The organism is Nonomuraea sp. NPDC049655, assembly GCF_044465465.1.
Classification (GTDB): Bacteria; Actinomycetota; Actinomycetes; order Streptosporangiales; family Streptosporangiaceae; genus Nonomuraea.
On the sequence record NZ_JBITLS010000002.1, the window covers coordinates 590,557 to 608,252 of the forward strand.

Annotated in this window: 19 protein-coding genes and 1 tRNA gene; 10 read left to right on the forward strand and 10 right to left on the reverse strand. The window is 73.4% G+C overall.

Going from position 1 to position 17,696, the window contains the following annotated elements; genetic code table 11:
* Nucleotides 1–28: 28 nt before the first annotated feature.
* The gene (locus ACIBQ6_RS08100; RefSeq protein WP_397210709.1) at nucleotides 29–877 is read left to right on the forward strand and encodes a DUF4429 domain-containing protein; all 849 of its coding nucleotides are present in this window, start codon (nucleotides 29–31) and stop codon (nucleotides 875–877) included.
* A 66-nt stretch (nucleotides 878–943) separates the two neighbouring features.
* Here the strand turns inward: ACIBQ6_RS08100 and ACIBQ6_RS08105 are convergent, their stop codons facing one another.
* A complete protein-coding gene (locus tag ACIBQ6_RS08105; RefSeq protein ID WP_397210710.1) occupies nucleotides 944–1,204 on the reverse strand; it encodes a hypothetical protein in 261 nt (86 codons plus the stop codon).
* A 127-nt stretch (nucleotides 1,205–1,331) separates the two neighbouring features.
* Here ACIBQ6_RS08105 and ACIBQ6_RS08110 point away from each other — a divergent pair, with 127 nt between their 5' ends.
* Complete coding sequence (locus ACIBQ6_RS08110; protein WP_397210711.1) at nucleotides 1,332–1,892, forward strand: NADAR family protein; 561 nt, start codon at nucleotides 1,332–1,334, stop codon at nucleotides 1,890–1,892.
* Here the strand turns inward: ACIBQ6_RS08110 and ACIBQ6_RS08115 are convergent, their stop codons facing one another.
* From ACIBQ6_RS08115 to ACIBQ6_RS08130, 4 genes are all read right to left on the reverse strand, one after another.
* Nucleotides 1,893–4,247, reverse strand: coding sequence for a helicase-associated domain-containing protein (locus ACIBQ6_RS08115; protein WP_397210712.1), 2,355 nt, complete (start codon nucleotides 4,245–4,247; stop codon nucleotides 1,893–1,895).
* Between the two features lie 80 nt (nucleotides 4,248–4,327).
* Nucleotides 4,328–4,404 (reverse strand) — tRNA-Lys (locus ACIBQ6_RS08120).
* Between the two features lie 41 nt (nucleotides 4,405–4,445).
* Complete coding sequence (locus ACIBQ6_RS08125) at nucleotides 4,446–5,369, reverse strand: nucleoside hydrolase (RefSeq protein ID WP_352352100.1); 924 nt, start codon at nucleotides 5,367–5,369, stop codon at nucleotides 4,446–4,448.
* 286 nt (nucleotides 5,370–5,655) lie between these two features.
* On the reverse strand, nucleotides 5,656–6,048 hold the full coding sequence (locus tag ACIBQ6_RS08130) for an OsmC family protein (RefSeq protein WP_397210713.1): 393 nt from the start codon (nucleotides 6,046–6,048) through the stop codon (nucleotides 5,656–5,658).
* A 52-nt stretch (nucleotides 6,049–6,100) separates the two neighbouring features.
* Between ACIBQ6_RS08130 and ACIBQ6_RS08135 the strand changes: the two genes are divergently transcribed.
* Nucleotides 6,101–6,811, forward strand: a complete 711-nt coding sequence (locus ACIBQ6_RS08135) for a hypothetical protein (RefSeq protein WP_397210714.1) — start codon at nucleotides 6,101–6,103, stop codon at nucleotides 6,809–6,811.
* A gap of 50 nt (nucleotides 6,812–6,861) precedes the next feature.
* Nucleotides 6,862–7,635, forward strand: a complete 774-nt coding sequence (locus ACIBQ6_RS08140; RefSeq protein ID WP_358288394.1) for an FAD:protein FMN transferase — start codon at nucleotides 6,862–6,864, stop codon at nucleotides 7,633–7,635.
* A gap of 43 nt (nucleotides 7,636–7,678) precedes the next feature.
* Here ACIBQ6_RS08140 and ACIBQ6_RS08145 read toward each other — a convergent pair whose 3' ends face one another.
* Nucleotides 7,679–7,954 carry a hypothetical protein gene (locus ACIBQ6_RS08145; protein WP_352319467.1) on the reverse strand — a complete coding sequence of 92 codons (276 nt, stop codon included), beginning with the start codon at nucleotides 7,952–7,954 and terminating at the stop codon, nucleotides 7,679–7,681.
* A 115-nt stretch (nucleotides 7,955–8,069) separates the two neighbouring features.
* Here ACIBQ6_RS08145 and ACIBQ6_RS08150 point away from each other — a divergent pair, with 115 nt between their 5' ends.
* Nucleotides 8,070–8,450, forward strand: a complete 381-nt coding sequence (locus tag ACIBQ6_RS08150; RefSeq protein WP_352319465.1) for a phage holin family protein — start codon at nucleotides 8,070–8,072, stop codon at nucleotides 8,448–8,450.
* Nucleotides 8,451–8,460: 10 nt separating this feature from the next.
* Complete coding sequence (locus ACIBQ6_RS08155; protein ID WP_397210715.1) at nucleotides 8,461–9,792, forward strand: aromatic amino acid ammonia-lyase; 1,332 nt, start codon at nucleotides 8,461–8,463, stop codon at nucleotides 9,790–9,792.
* Here ACIBQ6_RS08155 and ACIBQ6_RS08160 read toward each other — a convergent pair.
* Nucleotides 9,734–10,717, reverse strand: a complete 984-nt coding sequence (locus tag ACIBQ6_RS08160; RefSeq protein WP_397210716.1) for a LacI family DNA-binding transcriptional regulator — start codon at nucleotides 10,715–10,717, stop codon at nucleotides 9,734–9,736. The two genes, ACIBQ6_RS08155 and ACIBQ6_RS08160, sit on opposite strands and share 59 nt — an antisense overlap.
* A 241-nt stretch (nucleotides 10,718–10,958) precedes the next feature.
* Between ACIBQ6_RS08160 and ACIBQ6_RS08165 the strand changes: the two genes are divergently transcribed.
* Together ACIBQ6_RS08165 and ACIBQ6_RS08170 are read left to right on the forward strand one after the other, a co-directional pair.
* Nucleotides 10,959–11,819 (forward strand): amidohydrolase, encoded by an 861-nt coding sequence (locus ACIBQ6_RS08165; RefSeq protein WP_358288403.1) that lies wholly within the window; start codon nucleotides 10,959–10,961, stop codon nucleotides 11,817–11,819.
* Between the two features lie 191 nt (nucleotides 11,820–12,010).
* The gene (locus tag ACIBQ6_RS08170; protein ID WP_352323951.1) at nucleotides 12,011–12,547 is read left to right on the forward strand and encodes a cysteine dioxygenase family protein; all 537 of its coding nucleotides are present in this window, start codon (nucleotides 12,011–12,013) and stop codon (nucleotides 12,545–12,547) included.
* Here the strand turns inward: ACIBQ6_RS08170 and ACIBQ6_RS08175 are convergent.
* Nucleotides 12,519–13,184 (reverse strand): hypothetical protein, encoded by a 666-nt coding sequence (locus ACIBQ6_RS08175; RefSeq protein WP_358288406.1) that lies wholly within the window; start codon nucleotides 13,182–13,184, stop codon nucleotides 12,519–12,521. The genes ACIBQ6_RS08170 and ACIBQ6_RS08175 overlap by 29 nt on opposite strands.
* Nucleotides 13,185–13,198: 14 nt before the next feature.
* Nucleotides 13,199–14,371 carry an MFS transporter gene (locus ACIBQ6_RS08180; RefSeq protein ID WP_358288409.1) on the reverse strand — a complete coding sequence of 391 codons (1,173 nt, stop codon included), beginning with the start codon at nucleotides 14,369–14,371 and terminating at the stop codon, nucleotides 13,199–13,201.
* 69 nt (nucleotides 14,372–14,440) lie between these two features.
* Here ACIBQ6_RS08180 and ACIBQ6_RS08185 point away from each other — a divergent pair, with 69 nt between their 5' ends.
* Complete coding sequence (locus ACIBQ6_RS08185; protein ID WP_397210717.1) at nucleotides 14,441–15,424, forward strand: LacI family DNA-binding transcriptional regulator; 984 nt, start codon at nucleotides 14,441–14,443, stop codon at nucleotides 15,422–15,424.
* Here ACIBQ6_RS08185 and ACIBQ6_RS08190 read toward each other — a convergent pair.
* The gene (locus ACIBQ6_RS08190; protein WP_397210718.1) at nucleotides 15,387–16,637 is read right to left on the reverse strand and encodes an MFS transporter; all 1,251 of its coding nucleotides are present in this window, start codon (nucleotides 16,635–16,637) and stop codon (nucleotides 15,387–15,389) included. The genes ACIBQ6_RS08185 and ACIBQ6_RS08190 overlap by 38 nt on opposite strands.
* 59 nt (nucleotides 16,638–16,696) lie before the next feature.
* Here ACIBQ6_RS08190 and ACIBQ6_RS08195 point away from each other — a divergent pair, with 59 nt between their 5' ends.
* Nucleotides 16,697–17,683, forward strand: a complete 987-nt coding sequence (locus ACIBQ6_RS08195) for an ArsR family transcriptional regulator (RefSeq protein WP_397210719.1) — start codon at nucleotides 16,697–16,699, stop codon at nucleotides 17,681–17,683.
* The last annotated feature ends 13 nt before the right edge of the window (nucleotides 17,684–17,696 follow it).

Here is a 17,696-nt window from a genome sequence, read left to right on the forward strand (position 1 = left end):
GCTCCTCTCGACGTCCTAGGCTGAGAATATGACCGAGATCGCCGTTCCCGACGGCTCGTGGACGTTCAACGGAGAGATGCTGCGCGTCGTCCCTGGCGGCGACAAGAACGTCCACGAGCTCCGCAAGGTGCTCGGCGAGGTCGCCGTGCCGCTGGAGGCCATCGCGACGTGCGCGTTCGAGCCCGGCCGCAAGGGCGGCCAGCTGCGCCTGCGCCTGCGCTACGGCGCCGACCCCCTGTCCGACCTCGTCGCCGGGTCGCTGGCCGCGCCCGCCGACCCGTACCGGCTGGCGGTGCCCAAGGAGCGCGCCGGCGCGGCCCAGTACTTCGCCGACGAGGTCCGCGACACCCTGGAGATCAACCAGACGCCCGGCGGCCCCTGCGAGCACTACCTGCTCCCCGGCCCCGCCATCCCCGTCTCGGCCACGGCGGGCGACGGCACCGCGATCTTCGACGGCGAGCGCGTACGCCTGGAATGGACGGGTTTCGCCAGCACGGAGAAGGAACGGGCGGGGTCGCAGGAGTTCCCGCTGGCCGAGCTGGTGGGCGTGGAGTGGAAACCGCAGTCCGGCCTCGGCTACGGCACCCTCCGCTTCCGGCTCAAGGGCGACGGGCCCGGCGCGTCCCCGCAGAAGGACCCCCACTGCGTGTCCTGGGGCATCCAGCGCTTCGGCGGCGCGACCGCGCTGGTCGGGGCCGCGGTGCTGGCCCGGCTGCCGCGCGAGCAGCCCGAGGAGCTGGAGCCGGCGGCCTCCGTCGGCGACGCCCACGACGCGGTGCTGCGCCGCCTGGCCGAGCTGGGCGAGCTGCACCGGTCCGGGGTGCTGACCGACGAGGAGTTCGCGGCGGCCAAGCAGGCCATGATCCGCCGGCTCTGACCGGTGACCGGCCGTGACGGTGGACGGCCCGGAGGACGAGCCTCCGGGCCGCGGCCGGTCAGGCGGCTATCGGGTCAGCACCATCAGCGTGAAGAAGCCGGTGTACTGGCAGAAGTACGACAGGTAGGTGCCCTTCGCCTTGAGCTCCTTGCCCTTGGCGATGCACTTGGCCTCACTGCTGTAGTCGCCGTACTTGATCCAGGTGGAGGCGGCGACCGAGGCGGCCGAGGTGGTGGCGGAGGCGGCGGGCGCCGTCATCGCGGTGCACGTCGCGGCCAGGGCGACGGCCGCGACGGAGGTGGCGGCGGCGCGGGTGAGCTTGGACATGGACGTCCCTTCGGGGGTCACGGGGTCATGGCGGAGAAAACTAGATCATTTCCCTCCAGCATGATCATAATCATCCGCCGGCCTAATCGGCTTGGCCGGCGTCCGTCCCCTGTGGGACGGTTGAGCGGTGTCCGACCAGCTTCCCCGTACCGTTGACGAGGCCGTCGAGGCGGAGCGGAACGGCCGCCGGCCGCGCTACCTCTACTTCTGGGGCCACCGCCCGGCCCGCGACGGCGGCCCCGGACGCGGCTGCCTGTCGCAGTGGTGGCCGGTCACCTTCACCGAGGGCGGCCACACCTTCGCCTCGGCCGAGCACTACATGATGGCCCACAAGGCGTGGCTGTTCGGCGACCACGACAGCGCCAGCCGCATCCTCCTGGCCGCGACCCCGGGCGAGGCCAAGAAGCTCGGCCGCACCGTGCGCGGCTTCGACGAGGCCGTGTGGGACGCCCACCGGCTCGACATCGTCACCCGCGCCTCGCTCGCCAAGTTCGGGGCGCACCCGGACCTGCGGGAGTTCCTGGTCGGCACCCGCGCGCACGTGCTGGTCGAGGCCAGCCCGCTGGACCGGGTCTGGGGCATCGGCCTGGCCGCCGACGACGAGCGCGCCGCGTCCGCGGCGACCTGGCGCGGGCTGAACCTGCTCGGTTTCGCGCTGATGGCGGCCCGCGACGAGCTGGACGCCTGATCAGGTCAGCACTTTGGTGATCTTCGCCAGGTCCAGCAGCCGGAACTCGGCGGGCTCGTGGCACCACACGTCCAGATCCACGCCGCGCACCTCCGGGCCGCTGACGGTGAGCTCCTCGCCGTCGTGGACGATCCGGGCCGTGCCGTGGTACTGCAGCTCCATCGCCACCCGTTCGCGGGCCTTGGGCGACAGGGCGGTGGCGTACCGGGCGAAGAGGTCGCGCAGGCCGTGGTGGCCCGGCAGCGGCTCGCCGGCGGCGGTGACCAGCCAGGCGGCGGCGCGTTCCGGGCTGAGGACCCCCTGCTCGCGGCCGGCCGGACGGGCCGGGGCGCGCCGGGGCGCGCGGCCGGTCACGGTGAGCGTGCCGTCGGCCTCGCGGGCGACCGGCGCGTACCCGGCCTCCCTGAGCAGGGCCAGGGTCTGCGCCGGGTCGAGCGCGCTGGCCAGGACGGTGGGGGCCAGCAGGCGCGGACGCAGCTTGGCCAGCCTGCGATGCGCGGCCAGCTCGGCCAGCAGGGCCTCGTCGTCGCCCACCACGCAGCAGCCCACCGGGACCACCTCGATCTCCCCGTGCCGCCGGGCGACGTCGTGGATCAGGTACGTCAGGGGCTGCGGCAGCGGGCCGGCGGCCACCTCCTCCAGGGCCGAGACGAGTTCGGCGGCGGTGTGACCGGCGTCCAGGGCGCGGCGCACCGAGGACGCGCCGAACCGCCACGAACCGCCGGGCTCACGGTCGGCGGCCCGGTCGAGGACCTCCGTCAGGGCGGCGGCGGGCGGGCCGGTGACCACGGCGGTCAGGTCGGTCCCGAACAACGCCTGCCGCCGGGCGGCGGCCAGCAGCCCGGCGGCGGCCTCGCTCACCCGTGGCCCGGACGACGTCCGGAGGGCCAGGCCGGGCGGGCTGAGGGCGTCCGCGCCGAGCAGGCCCAGCAGCCTCGACTCGGCCAGCACCGCGAGCACGACCTCGCGGCAGCTCGCCCGCTGCAACAACGGAAGGTGCCAGCTCGCGGCCGCCGCCACCTCCTCCGCGTCCGGCACGGCCGCCGCCTCCCCCGTCGCCGTCTCTCCCGTTTCCGTGGCGCCCGGGAGCAGCCCGAACACCACCTCCCGGATGACGCTGGACGGCGTCCCGGTCCCGGCCGGGGCGAGCGGGGTGCGGGGCTTGCCGTCGTACCGGCGGGTCGGGCTGATCGGCAGCCGCCACCACGCCTCGGCCAGCGCGGCGTAGCGGTCGGCCGGCGACAGGCGCAACCACGCGTCGTAAGCCCTGGTCGGCGAGACCCCGGCAGGCCGGGTCTCGGTCGCGCGCCGGGTGCGCACCTGCGTGAGCGGGTTGGCGGCCAGCAGCCCGGCGGCGTGCACGAGGTCGAGCAGCAGACGGACCTCGTCCTCGGCGCAGCCCAGCCGGCCGGCCAGGCGGCGCACCTCCTTGACGCCGACGCCGCCGCCCTTCAGCTCGGGCAACGGCTGCGCCGCCGCGTCCTGCAGCAGGGCCGCGGCCCGGTCCAGGAGGCGGAGGGCGGCCACGGACGCCTCGTGCGCGACCAGGTCGGCGGCGACCGGCCGGGTACGGACCGCCGGCTGCTCGACCGGCAGGTCGATCCGGTGGTCAGGCCCGCGCAGCGCGAGCGCGACCTCCATGGGCATGACGTAGGTGCGCTCCCAGTCGACGCTCCAGACCAGACCGTGGTCGCGGGCCCACCGCGCCGGGGTCGCCGGCCGCCGCGGCTGGTGCTGGCCGCGGGGCGGGAACTCGTCGAGCACCCGCGCGGGCCCGCGTTCGAGGAAGTCGTCGAGCAGCTCGCGGGTGCCCGCCGGGGCGCGGGCGACCAGCGCGGCCAGCCTGCCGGGATCGCCGAGGGCCGCCGTGATCGACTCGATCAGCGCCGCTCTGCGCGGTGTGCCCGTGCCGCCCAGCCGCCGGTGCACGTCGATCAGCTCGGCCACGGTGACGTGCGCGACCACCCCGGCCAGGTCGGGCCCCAGCCCCAGGGGCGTCGGCAGCACCGCGGGCAACCCGGCGGCCAGGTGCAGCGCGCCGCCCTCGCCTCGCCGTACGAGCGCGACGCGTTCGAGCCGGTCGATCAGCCCGGGCAGGTCGGCGCCGGCGGTCACCAGGTCGGGCAGCGGCCGGCCGCTGCGGGCCGACACCAGGATCGCCTCCACCAGCAGCAGACAGGGCAGCGGTGTCCGGGACAGCGCCAGGTGCACGGACTCCGGCGCGTCGAGCCGCTCGGCCAGCTCGGCCGGCCGCCGCGGCGGCACGGGCCGCAGCACGTCGGGCCGCGCCGCCAGCAGCTCGGTCAGCCGCTCGCGCCCCAGCCCCGCCAGCCATTCCGGAAACGTCTCGTCCACCGACCGATTGTCGCAAGCCGCGGAGAGCGAAGGGGCCAGGAAAGCAGCGAAACCGCCTGGTGAACCAGGCGGTTTCGGTGTGGTGCGCCGCCAGGGACTCGAACCCCGGACCCGCTGATTAAGAGTCAGCTGCTCTAACCAACTGAGCTAGCGGCGCAACAGGGTTAACTGTATCAGCCGCCGGACGGTGCCCGCACATCAGCCGAGCCGCTCCCCAAGCCGCCCGTACGCCCCCAGCACCAGGTCCCAGAACCCCTTCACGTCCACGGACGTCGCCACCAGCGCGTTCGCCGGCCGTCCGCGCAGGTCGAAGTCGGTGACGGTCATCCCCCGCGTGTACGTCCCGGCGGTCTCCACGTTCACCACGGCCGGCACGCAGGTGAACAGCGACGGATCCAGCACGTACGCCACCGCGCAGGCGTCGTGGATGGCCGGGCCGCCCTCGGCCGTCACCACGCCGTAGAACTGCGCGGCGGGCACCAGCAGCTCCGACAGCCGGCCGAGCGGCCGCATGCGGTCGAGCACGTCCGCGGTGACCAGGGCGGACAGGGTCACGTCGAGGCCGAGCTGGCGGACCTGCCAGCCGGCCTCGAAGACGATCGCCGCGGCCTCGGGGTCGGCCAGCATGTTGAACTCGGCCGCCGGGTTGTGGTTCCCCCGGGTGTACGAGCCGCCCATGATCACCAGCTCCCGGGCCCACTCCACGACGCGGGGCTCGCGGCGTACGGCGAGGGCGATGTTGGTCAGCGGGCCCACCGCGACCAGCGTGATCTCGCCCGGCGCGGCACGCAGGGCGTCCACGATGAAGTCCACCGCGTGCCCCTCCGACAGGGGACGCACGGGGGCGGGCAGGACGACGTCGCCGAGACCGGTGTCGCCGTGGACGTGCCCGGCGCGGACCGTGCGGTGCAGCAGGGCGCCCGCGCTGCCGGGCGTGACCGGCACGTCGCCGAGGTCGAGGAACTCCCGCAGCGCCAGCGCGTTCGCGGTGGTCAGCTCCAGGTCGACGTTGCCGCCCACGGTGGTGACGCCCACCACGTCGAGGTCGGGGGAGCCGGCGGCGAGGGCCAGGGCGAGGGCGTCGTCGATGCCGGGGTCGCAGTCGATGAGAACTTTCTTCACACCACAGGACAATACGCATGGCCGATGGCAGGTGAGGCAGCGCCTGTGCCGGCTGCGGGCATGGATCGGGGCCGGGCAGTTCCCCCAAATCTGCCCGGCCCCGATCGGTGGCGGTCCAGGCCGACGTCTTCCCCCAAAAACGTCGGCGGTCCCGCACTCGCGGACCGCGGTCCCCCTCCGCGTCCGCATCGGTGAAGGTCTGTTGTGGCCTCTCGACCTGCTACAACGCTACCGAGACGAATGCAACGGTCGCGTCATAACGGGGTCGAATAAGCGTTTAATCCGACTAGGGAAGCTCCAATCGAACCTCTGTACCGTCCTGCAACGATCTGCTCACCGTGCAGTACTTGTCGTGCACCCGCCCGGCCACCGCCCTGAAGACCTCCTCGGCCGCCTCCGACGGCAGCTCCACGTCGTAGGTGACCGTCACCGGCCCGAGCTTGTTCGGCTCGACCTTCTCCGACTCCACCGTCATGGCCAGGCGCACCAGCCGGTGCCCGCGCTTGGCCGTGAGCGGCTCGACGGTCACGATGTTGCAGCCGCCCACCGCCGCGAGCAGCAGCTCGACCGGGGTGAACACGCCCTCGTCGTCGCCGCCGCCGATCTTCACCTCGGCGCCGCGGGCGTTCGTGGCCCGGAAACCGCCGTCTTCTGTCCGCTCAACACGCACGTTAGCCATGTTTCAGACCTTACTCAGAAAGCTCTCATGTTCCTTCAGCATCGTCGTAGACATGGCTAGTGAGGTGAATGCGAGTCACGGTCCCATCCTCTTCTGGTGCGGGGTCGCGGTCGCCGAGTTCGGCGCGATCCAGCCGGGGTTCGGCTACCCCTGGCGGCCCACCGCCTACGCCGCCGCGGCGTTGCTCGTCGCGCTCGGCTTCGCCACCGTCAAGGCCGCCGACCTGCTCCGCACCGAGCAGGCCCGGCAGCGGCTGCGGCTCGGCGGCTACCTGGCCGGCGCGCTGCTGGTGGCCCACGAGCTGAGCTCCACCGCGTACGTGACGGAACTCAGCCGCGTCGGTTCGCTGCTGCTGTACGCGATGGCGGCGGTCATGGCGGTCCGCAGCCACACGGTCGTCCCGCAGACCAGGGGCAGGGTGCTGATCGCGTCCGGCATGGACCCGGACACCCTGCGCACCCGGCTGGCCGGCGCGAGCACCAGGACGGACACCGTGGCCGTCTACCGGGCCGAGCGCGCGACCAGCGAGTTGCGCGACCTGGAGACCAGGTACGGTCTCATCCTCGTCACCGGCGGCGAACACGACCCGAGGGCCAAGGAGCGCATCAGCGCCTCCGGGCTCAGCCGCGAGATCCCCGACATCGCCGAGCGCGAGGTGGTCGTCGAGGGCCCGCGCCCGTTCACCCGGTACGTCGGCGGCGCATTGTCACGCCTCGCGATCCCGAGATCACAGGTCCATTTCAAACCAGGGCAAAAGGTTTAGCCCCACGTTACGGCGGACGTGAGAGCGTGGGCAGCGGACAAGGAGGCCAGGTGACGATTTTCCCCGGAAGCGCCCGTGTCGACACGGTCATGGGCATGCCCGTCAGTGTGGACATCCGCACGGCTCTGCCGGCCCGAGAGCTCACCCCCCTGCTCGACGACGCCTTCTCCTGGTTGCGCTGGGTGGCCGACACCTTCAGCCCGGCCAAGGAGGACAGCCAGATCTGGCGCCTGAACCACGGCCTGACCATCAGGCAGATCCCCGAGCTCGTCGAGGTCCTGCACCGCTGCGAAGAGCTGGGCGAGGCGACCGGCGGCTGGTTCGAGCACCGGATCAACGGCGTGATCGACCCGTCCGGCTACATCAAGGGCTGGGCCCTGGAACGCCTGTCGCGGGCCCTGTGCAACGCGGGCGCCGGCGACCACCGCATCAACGCGGGCGGCGACATCAGGGTGCGCGGCTCGGCCGCCCCGGGCAAGCCGTGGCGCGTCGGCATCCGCGACCCGCGCACCGACGTCGTCAGGAAGGCGCTGTTCGCCCACGACCTCGGCATCGCCACCTCGGGCGGCGCGGCCGTGGTGGACCCGCGCACCGGGGAGCGCCAGCAGACGCTCGGCTCGGTCACCGTGATCGGCCCCGACCTCGGCGTGGCCGACGCCTACGCCACCGCCATGTACGCCATGGGCCCCACCCTGGCCAGGCGGTTCGCGGCCGACCTGGCCGAGGCCGGCGCGTACGACACCATGATCGTGCTCCGGGACGGCCAGGAGGTCAGCACGCCGGGCATCTCGGGCATCGCCGCGGGGGCGCGCCTGGCCGGCTGAGGCGCGGCCCCGATAGCGGGTTTCAGGCGCCGGGGTTCAGGCGTCAGGCGTCGGGATGATCGCGCAGATATTCCAGGTAGATCGGGCGCAACGCCTCGCCCAGCTCACCCTCGCCCGCCGCGAGCGCGTCGCTGAGCAGCGCGGACACCCGGCTGAGGTCGTTGGCGGTCTCACTCTCGTGACCGCTCGCGGCCTCGGCGGCCGGGATCACCTTCAGCAGGTTCCACAGGAAGCCCAGATCCCCATGGCGTACGGCGTACCGCACCGCTCGGTCGTGCAACTCCGCCGCGGGCAACGAATCAAGACCATTAGCGTCCATCCCGCTCCCTTTCCCGACATGAGTCACAGGTAACCGCCGCCACAGTGCGTGCTCGATCGGCTTCGCGCGGTCGATCTATCGCGCCGGCGATCGCGAAGTGGGAGGATCAACCAGCGTGAGATTCATCATCAGAACCGTGGCCGCGGCCGCCGCCCTCTGGGTCGCCATCCAGCTCCTCGACGGCATCAAGATCACCGCCCCGGAGAACTCGGCCAAGTACTGGGGCGTCCTGCTCCTCGTGGCCCTGATCTTCGGTGTCGTCAACGCCATCGTGAAGCCGATCGTCAAGGCGCTGGGCTGCGCGGTCATCGTGCTGACCCTCGGGTTGTTCCTCCTCGTCATCAACGCGGCCATGCTGCTGCTGACGAGCTGGATCGCCGGCCAGTTCGACATCCCCTTCCACGTCGACAACTTCTACCCCGCCGCCTTCTGGGGCGCGATCATCATCAGCGTGGTCAGCTGGCTGCTCGGCCTGTTCATCCCCGACAACGACTGATCCCCTCCCCATGCAGCTCAACGGCGCCGGCCTGACCTGCGCCCAGGTGCACGAAGCCGCCCACGGCCGAGCCCGGGTCACGATCGGTCCCCTCGATCGGGCCCGGGCCTCGTGGGCCACCGCCCAGGGGCTGACCGGCCCCGTCTACGGCCGCAGCACGGGCGTGGGCGCCAACCGGGACGTCCGGCTCGACTCCCCCGGCCTCGACCTGCTGCGCAGCCACGCCTGCGGAGCGGGTCCCCTGGTGGCCGACGAGCGCGCGCGGGCCATGCTCGTCGTGCGGCTCAACCAGCTCGTCGCGGGCGGCTCGGGCATCGACCCGGCCGTGCTGCCCGTCCTGGCCGAGGCGGTCACGGGCGGGTTCACGCCGCCGGTCCGCACGTACGGCGCGATCGGCACCGGCGACCTGACCGCGCTCGCCACCACGGCCCTGTGCCTGCTGGGCGAGGTGCCCTGGCGGCGGGCGGGCGAGGAGACGGCCGGGCCGCGCTTCGCGCTCGCCTCCGGCGACGCGCTGCCCTTCATCAGCTCGGGCGCGGCCACACTGGCCGACGCCGCGCTGGCCTGCCACCGGCTGGGCGCGCTGCTGGAGGCGGCCGTCGACGTGGCCGCCCTGTCCTTCACCGCGGTGGACGCCTCCGCCGAGCCGCTGGCCGCCGCCGTCCAGGAGGCCAGGCCGCATCCGGGACAGTCGCGCGTGGCCGGACGCCTGCGCGGCCTGCTCACCCACGAGCTGGCCACCCGCGTCCAGGACCCGTACGGCTACCGCGCCTTCGCGCAGGTGCACGGCGCGGCCGTGGACGCGTTGGAGCGTGCCAGCGCCACCGTCGAGACCGACCTGAACGCCGCCACCGAGAACCCGCTCATCACCGGCACCCTGGCCTGGCACAACGGCAACTTCCACTCGGCCCCGGTAGCCCTGGCCCTCGACGCGCTGCGCGCCGCGCTGGCCCAGACCGCCCAGCTCAGCACCGCCCGCCTGGCCACCCTCATGAACCCCGCCTACACCGGGCAGCTGCCCTTCCTGGCCGACCGGCCGGGCGCCTCCGGGCTGATGATCCTGGAGTACGTGGCCCAGGACGCCCTGGCCGAGCTGCGCCACCTCGCGGCCCCCGTGACGACCGGAACCGCGGTGATCTCGCTGGGCACCGAGGACCACGCCGGTTTCGCCACCCAGGCCGCCCGCCACGCGCTGCGCTGCCTGGAACCGCTGGAGATCGTGCTGGCCTGCGAGCGCGCCGCCGCCGTGCGGGCCCGCAAGGGGGCACGGCCCGACGGGCAGCTCACCGACGAGCTGGACGAGGCGCGGGCGGCGCTTGCGCGACCGAGCCCCGCTCCCTGAGCGTCGGCTCCTGAACCACCCGGCGGCGGCGGGTGCCGCCGTCGGCCGCGGCCGCGATGAGCCGCACCGCGGCCCTGACGATGCCGTCGATGTCCCAGTCGACGGTGGTCAGGCCGGGGGTGAGCAGCCCCGACATGGGATGGTCGTCGTAGCCCATGACCGACACGTCGCCCGGGATGGACAGGCCCAGCTCCTTGGCCGCGGCGTAGACGCCGTAGGCGATGGAGTCGGCGAAGCAGAAGACCGCGCTCGGCCTGGACGTGGAGAGGATCTCGTGGGCCGCCGAGGTGGCCGCCGCCAGGCCGTGGGGGGCCGTGACGACCTCGATGTCGAGCCCCAGCCGGTCGGCCTCGGCCAGGACGTGCACGTCGGCCGGACGGTCGGGGGTGCTGGCCTGGGTGGGCGTGAGCACGGCCACCCGGCGGTGACCGAGGCCGGCCAGGTGTTCCAGGGCCAGCGTGACGCCCCGGCGGTTGTCGAAGACGACCTCGCCCGCCGTGCCCGCCAGTGAGTCGCCGATCGCGACGACGGGCAGCGAGTCGCACAGCTCGGCCCAGAACGGCGCGGCAGGGTCGACCGGCTGCACGATCATGCCGTCGACGCGCTGGTCGCGGAGCTGCTGGGCGAGCACACGCTCACGGTCGGGGTCGCCGACCGCGTCGAGGATCAGGGCATAGCGGTCTTTCTCCCGCAGGCCCCTGCTGATGCCGACCGCCAGCGACTGCTGCCACAGGTCTTCGAGCGATCCGCAGAGCAGGCCGATCATGCCCGTGCGGCCGCTGGCCAGGGCCCTGGCGATGGGGTCGGCCTCGTAGCCGAGCTCGGCGGCGGCGGCGCGCACGCGCTCCATGGTCTCCTCCGAGACCTGCATGCCGCGCAGCGCATAGGAGACGGCCGCCGGAGACAGGCCGGTCGCGCGGGCCACTTCCCGAATCGTCGCTCTCTTCCGCGGCATCCCGCCAGCCTATTGCCTGCCACCGACAGAAGCCGGACTACCGCACGGGCTCGCGGGGTTCTTCTCGTACCGCCCTCGACGTGCGAACCGTTGACAAATAGGGCAGTGAAGCGGTTCACTGAACCGTATCACTGAAACGGTTCACCTGCTTGATTTCGCAGTACAGTTCGTTTACCTGTAATCTCAGTAGGAAATAGAGGGAGGTGTGATCGTGAGCATCGACGTGCACCAGCACCTGTGGACGGGTTCGTTCGTCGCCGCGCTGCGCGCTCGCACCGTCCCGCCCCGGCTCGACGGCTGGACGCTGCTGCTCGACGGCGAGCCGCCGTACGAGGTGAACCCGGCCGACCACGAGCACCGGGACACGACCGGGCTCGACCTGGCGCTGGTGTCGATGTCGAGCCCGCTGGGCGTGGAGTTCCTGCCGCCGGAGGAGGCGTGGCCGCTGATCGACGCCTACCACGAGGGCGCGCTCGGGCTGGGCGAGCCGTTCGGGGTGTGGGCGGCGACCTGTCACAGCGAGCCCGATCCTGAGCGGCTGGCCAAGGACCTCGACCGGGGGCTGGCCGGGCTGCAGATCCCGGCCACCGCCGTACCCGACGACCGGCTGCTCGACGTGCTCACCGAGCGGGACCTGCCGCTGTTCGTGCATCCCGGGCCCGCCGCCGTGCCGCCGCCGCCGGGGACGCCGCCGTGGTGGCCGGCGCTGGTGCCGTACGTGCAGCAGATGCACGCGGCCTGGCATCACTTCCACGCCGTGGTCCGGCCCCGGCATCCTCGGCTGCGGGTGTGCTTCGCGCTGCTGGCGGGGCTGGCGCCGCTGCACTCCGAACGGCTCATCGCCCGTGGCGGCACCGGGCGCGGCCTGGTGGATCCCGGTTTCTACGTGGAGACGTCCTCGTACGGGCCGCGTGCCATCGACGCGATCGTCCGCGAGCTGGGCGTGGACGTCGTCGTCAACGGCTCCGACGCGCCGTACGCCACGGCCCCCGACCCCGGCCTCGGCACCGCCGCCCACCACGCCATCCACTCCACCAACCCCCGCCGCCTCCTGGGCCTCCCCCCACCATGACCCCGCGAGCGAGCGCCGGCATACAGGCGACCGAGCCGCCTCATGGAGTGAGGCAATGAGATCCGCGAGGGAGCGCCGGCGTCTGGAGGAGCGTCGGGAGCGCAGCGACCAGAGCGGGGGAAGACGCCGGCATATGGCGACCGAGCCGCCTCACGGAGTGAGGCAATTAGATACAGAAAGGAGACTCGTACGTGAGTGACATCCAGATCCAGGGCGGGGGCGTGTGTGCCGGGCTGCCGGAGCGCACGCTCGACCGGCGTGAGCTGCGCGACCTGGTCGACGAGCTGGCCGCCAACCCGCAGGAGTGGCGTGACATGGTCGACTTCCCGGCCGACGGCGGACGGCATTACGCCTCCCTGTACCGGGACGCCTATGTGGACGTCTGGGTGCTGTGCTGGCGTCCTGAGGACGACACGGGCTGGCACGACCACGACATCTCCTCGGGCGCGGTGCACGTCGTGCAGGGGGCGTTGCAGGAGTGCAATCCGCGCATCGGCGGCGAGCACCTGGAGACCGTGGTGCCGGCCGGTCAGTCGTTCTCGTTCGGGCCCGACCACATCCACCGGCTCGGCGGCGCGGAGGGCGAGAGCGTCTCGATCCACGCGTACTCGCCGCCGTTGTGGCGGCTCGGCCAGTACTCCATCGACGACAGCGGCGTCATGCGCCGGGTGTCGGTGAGCTACGCCGACGAGCTGCGTCCTATGGACGAGCCGGTGGCTGTGGCCTGAGCACGCAGCAGCTCCCGCACGCCTCGACGTCGGGCAGGGTGATCCACAGGCAGCACGTCCTGCGGAAGTAGCCGTCGTCGGCGGGCTCGACCAGCCCGTCGACCGGGCTGCCGAGCTCGGCGAGCAGGGCCATGTAGTCGCCCTTGACGATGCAGGTCAGCGGATGGGCGAACGCCTCGGCGGTCGAGCCCCACAAGGTGCGCTCGCCGACCTTGGCGAGCGCGCTGATGGCCTTGACCAGCGGCTGCTGCGCCTCGGCCAGCGACTCGCGGATGGGTTCGACGCCCGTGCCCCAGCTCACCCGGCTGGCGGCGATCGTCACGCCGGCGTCGGAGACCTTGAAGTAGGTGTCGGCCAGCCGCATGACGGGGACGCGGCCGTCGAGGGCCCAGCCGAGCGCCATGGGCAGGCTGTGCCAGTAGCCGAAGGTCTTCCAGAACAGCGCCGCGCCGACGTGCCGGGGCGCGTTCCAGCGTGCCGCCGTCTGCTCGACCAGGCCGGCCAACAGCGTGTACGGCTCCCGCGCCAGGTCGGCGGCGGCCGTCCAGCTCTCGTCGGGGTCGATGACGAGCTCTGGCTCGACCCCGATGACGCCGCCCCGGCCGTCGGCCAGACGCTGGAGAGCCTCGGTCAGCACGCTGCGTATCCCTTCTACAGGTTAGCCTTACCTAAGGTAGCAGGGCGTCCGGCGAACCATCCAGCCACCAGCTGAGCCCCGAGAACCCCGAGGCCGACCGTCAGCGGCACGGTCCAGCCGCCCGAGACCTCTCTCAGGTAGCCGAACAGCAGCGGGCCCAGCGCGGCCACGACGTACCCCACCGACTGGGCCACGGCCGACAGCGCGGTCACGCCGGCCGGATCGGCCGGGCGCAGGGCGATGATCAGCAGCGCCAGCGCGAACGAGGCCCCCTGGCCGATGCCGAGCACGATCATCCACAACCACGGCACGGTGGCCGGGGCCAGCAGCACGCCGAGGTAGCCGAGCACGGTCAGCACGCCGGCGCCCACCACGTACGGCACCTGCGAGGCCCGGCGGCCGGCCAGCACCGGCACCGCGAGCGAGGTCGCGACCTGGACCAGGTTCGTCAGGCTGAGCAGGTAGCCGGCCTGGTCGGCGGGCAGGCCGGCGTCGAGGAAGATGGTCGGCAGCCAGGCCAGCATGACGTAGAAGGTGAGCGACTGCAGGCCCATGAGCGCGGTCACGTACCAGGTGACGCGGCTGCGCAGGACGGCGCCGAACGGCCTCGGGCCGCCCTGCTCGGCGGGCCCGCCCCGGACCGCCTGCGGCAGCCAGAGCAGGGCCGCGAGCACGGCGGGCACGGCGAGCAGCGCCGAGACGCCGCGCCAGTCGAAGCCGGTGGCCCGCTCCAGCGGGATCACCAGGGCCGAGGCCCCGGCCGCGCCGGCCACCACGGCCGCGACATAGACGCCGGTGAGCAGGTTGACGCGCTCGGGGAAGTGCTGCTTGACGATGCCGGGCATGGAGACGTTCATGACGGCGATGGCGGTCGCGGCCAGCGCCGAGCCCAGGTAGAGCATGGGAACGCCGTCGAGCCCGCGCAGGCACTCCCCCGCCGCGACCACGAGCAGGCCGGCCAGCAGCGTCCTGTCCAGGCCGATGCGCCGCGCGAGCAGCGGGGCCACCGGGCCGAACACGCCCAGGCAGACCACCATGACGGTGGTGATCGCGCCGCCGCCCGACGGCGACAGCCCCAGGTCTTTCATGATCTCGTCGAGCAGCGGTGACAGGCCCGCGATGGCGGGCCTCAGGTTGAGCGCGGCCAGCACGAACCCGGCCACCAGCAAGGCGTGTCGCAACGACATAGGGCACCTACTCTGGCACAGGCGTCTGACAACGTTGTCCGCCCGGGTGCAGTAGGACATGATCCATGCGTGAGACCGACGATGAAGGACGTCGCGGCGGCGGCGGGCGTGGCGCTCAAGACCGTCTCGCGCGTGGTCAACGGCGAGCCCGGCGTCCATCCGGCCACCGCCGAGCGGGTGCGGGCGGCCATCGACCGGCTGGGCTACAGCCGCAACGAGAGCGCCCGGGTCCTGCGCACGGGCATGACCGCCACCATCGGGCTGGTCATCGAGGACGTCGCCGACCCCTTCTACGCCGGTCTCAGCCGGGCCGTCGAGGACGTCGTCATCGACCACGGCTGCCTGCTGCTCAGCGGGTCCTCGGGCGAGGAGCCGGGCCGGGAGCGCGAGCTGGTCGAGACGTTCTGCGCGCGCAGGGTGGACGGGCTGATCGTCGTCCCGGCCGGTGACGACCACGCCTACCTGCGGGGCGAGCTGGAGGCCGGCACGCCCGTGGTGTTCGCCGACCGGCCGCCCGAGCCGGGGATCGAGGTGGACACCGTGCTCGCCGACAACGCGGGCGGGGCCGAGCAGGCCGTCCGGCACCTGCTCACGCACGGGCACCACAGGATCGCGTTCCTGGGCGACGATCCGGCGATCTACACCGCGGCGCGGCGGCTGGCGGGTTACCGGCGGGCGCTCGGCGGGCTGTTCGACCCGCGGCTGGTGGCGATGCGCCCGCCGTCGCTCGACGACGTACGGGCCGACCTGCGGCGCATGCTGGCCCTGGACGCGCCGCCGACCGCGCTGTTCACCGGGAACGGGCGGCTCACGGTGACCGCGTTGCGGGCCCTGGAGGGGCGGCCGCTGGCGCTGGTGGGGTTCGACGACTTCGAGCTGGCCGACCTGCTGCGGCCAGGGGTGAGCGTGGTGGCGCAGGATCCGGCCTGGATGGGCCGGGTGGCCGCCGAGCTGCTGTTCCGGCGCCTGCGCGGTGACGGCGGGCCGCCGGAGCACGTCGAGCTGCCCGTACGCCTCATCCCGCGCGGCTCCGGGGAGCTTCCCGTGACGTGACCGCAACAGAGGAACCAGCAGGGCCGGAGGGCTTGGCAGGGCGTAGGGGCACAAGCAGGGCCAGCGCGACCAGGACGCCGGCCGCGCCCGCCGCGACGATCGCGCCCCCCGGCCCGATCGTCTCGCCCAGCACGCCGACCAGCGCCGCCCCGGCCGCCTGTCCCGTCATCAGCCCCGCCGACTGCAGCCCGAACGCCTGCCCGCGCCCCTCCTCGGGCACCGCGTCCACGAACCGCCACTGCAACCCGAGCTGGTACGACAGCCCCGCGGCCGCGCACGCGGCCAGCACCGCGGCCCACCCCACGCCGGGCCCGAGCGCGAACCCCAGCCACGGCACCCCGAGCAGCACGGCGAGCGGCGCCGACAGCCGCTCCCGCAGCGGCGGCGCGGCGAACCTGCCCACGGTGAACTCCCCCACCGCCATCCCGGCCGCCGCCGCGGCGAGCACCACGCCCGCCCGCCCCTCACCGCCCAGGTAGGGCACGATCATCGCCTCCGCCCCGGCCAGGCACATCGTCGGCAGCCATCCGGCCAGCAGCAGCCCGCGCACCCGCCGGTCGGCCAGCAGCGACCGGTTCACCCGCAGCGTCTGCCGCACGGCCCCCGTCCCGCCGCTCCCCGCGGCGGCGCGGGCGGGACGGTCGGGCAGGCCGAACCGCAGGACCACCGCGCCGAGTGCCGACAGCGCGGCGGTGGCGGCCAGCGCGCCCGGCGCCCCGGCGAAGGCCAGGAACGCGCCTCCGGCCGCGAGCCCGCCGACCTGGGAGGCCGCCGAGGTGACCCCGATCACCGACCGGCCGAGCACGAACGCGTCCCCCGGCAGGACGTCCGGCAGCGCCGCCGACCTGGCCGCCCCGAACACCGGCGAGAACAGCCCGCTGACCAGCACGAGCGCCAGCATCCCCCACACCGGCAGCCCGGCGTAGGCGAGCAGCAGGCACACCGCCGCCCTGACCAGCTCGCCGGTCACCATCAGCGCCCGGGGCCGCAGCCGGTCGGCCAGCGACAGCAGGAACATCCCGCCCACGATGTACGGCAGCCACCCCGCCATGTACGCCGCCGCCGACAACCCCGGGGAGCCCGTCCGCGCGTACACCAGCACGGACAGGGCCAGCATCTTGATCGATTCCCCGGTGACCAGCAGCGCGAAGCTGCCGAACAGCACCCGGAACTCCTTGACCGCGAACACGTCGCCGTACGTCGCCGCTCTCACATCCCCGATGCTGCTGAACCGGCGCCCGGCCCGGCCATGGTTTCGGATATAACCGAAAGGTGGCACTGAAGATCCAGGTGACCCCGCAGGACCTGGTGGCCAGCAGGTTCGCGATCTCGCCGCTGATCGAGACCATGCACGCCCACTGGACGCTCGACGGCAGGAACGAGCCCGGCGTGCACCGGCGGTGGGTGGAGCGCTGGCGCGGCCCGTACCTCGACCTGGTGCGACGGCATCCGGCGCTGCGCGCGCTGGCGGCGATCAGCGGCAACAAGGGCTACGCGAACGTCGACTTCATCGCCCCGCCGCCGGCCGGGATGAGCGTGCCGTTCGAGACCGAGCTGGCCTCCATGCGCCGGACCCCGGTCGCCCAGGCGCACGAGGAGATCGCCCGGGTTCTGGCCGCGCTGCCGCCGGTGCCGGAGCCGATCCGGGACCTGCTGTTCTCGCCGCGGGTGGTGGAGGTGCTGGCCGACGCGTACGAGGCGCTGTGGCGGGAGATCATCTCGGTCGGCTGGCCGCGACTCCACACGATCCTCGAACGCGACGTGATCCAGCGGGCCGGACGCCTGGCCGCCTACGGCTGGGCCGCCGCGCTGGACGACCTGAGCGACCAGGTGCGCTGGCGTCCCGACGGGCACATCGAGGTGCGCCTGCACACCCGCCACGGCTCGCACGTGCCGGGCGGCGGGGGCCTGCTGTTCGTGCCGACCGCCTTCTCCGGCTCGGTCGGCGTGTACCTGGAGGCGGCCTGGCCCAACGCGCTGGTCTACCCGGCCCGCGGCACGGGCGCCGCGGTCGGCGTGCCGGACGGCGACCTGGCGCTGCTGATCGGCCGCACCAGGGCGCGCCTCCTCACCGAGCTGGCCGTGCCCGCCACGACCACCCACCTGGCCGCCCTGCTCGGCCAGAGCCTCGGCGCGACCGGCGGGCACCTGGCCGTCCTGCGCAGGACGGGCCTGGTCGTCGGCACCCGCACCGGCCGTTCCGTCCTGTACGCCCGCACGCCGCTGGGCGACGCGCTGGCCGGCCGGTCACCGGCGTAGCGGGCCGCCCCGC

Bases quoted from the DNA above. Each gene is read 5' to 3' on its own strand.
- ACIBQ6_RS08100 (WP_397210709.1), top strand. From the start codon at position 29: ATGACCGAGATCGCCGTTCCCGACGGCTCGTGGACGTTCAACGGAGAG.
- ACIBQ6_RS08105 (WP_397210710.1), bottom strand. From the start codon at position 1,204: ATGTCCAAGCTCACCCGCGCCGCCGCCACCTCCGTCGCGGCCGTCGCC.
- ACIBQ6_RS08130 (WP_397210713.1), bottom strand. From the start codon at position 6,048: ATGGCTAACGTGCGTGTTGAGCGGACAGAAGACGGCGGTTTCCGGGCC.
- ACIBQ6_RS08135 (WP_397210714.1), top strand. From the start codon at position 6,101: ATGGCTAGTGAGGTGAATGCGAGTCACGGTCCCATCCTCTTCTGGTGC.
- ACIBQ6_RS08145 (WP_352319467.1), bottom strand. From the start codon at position 7,954: ATGGACGCTAATGGTCTTGATTCGTTGCCCGCGGCGGAGTTGCACGAC.
- ACIBQ6_RS08155 (WP_397210715.1), top strand. From the start codon at position 8,461: ATGCAGCTCAACGGCGCCGGCCTGACCTGCGCCCAGGTGCACGAAGCC.
- ACIBQ6_RS08180 (WP_358288409.1), bottom strand. From the start codon at position 14,371: ATGTCGTTGCGACACGCCTTGCTGGTGGCCGGGTTCGTGCTGGCCGCG.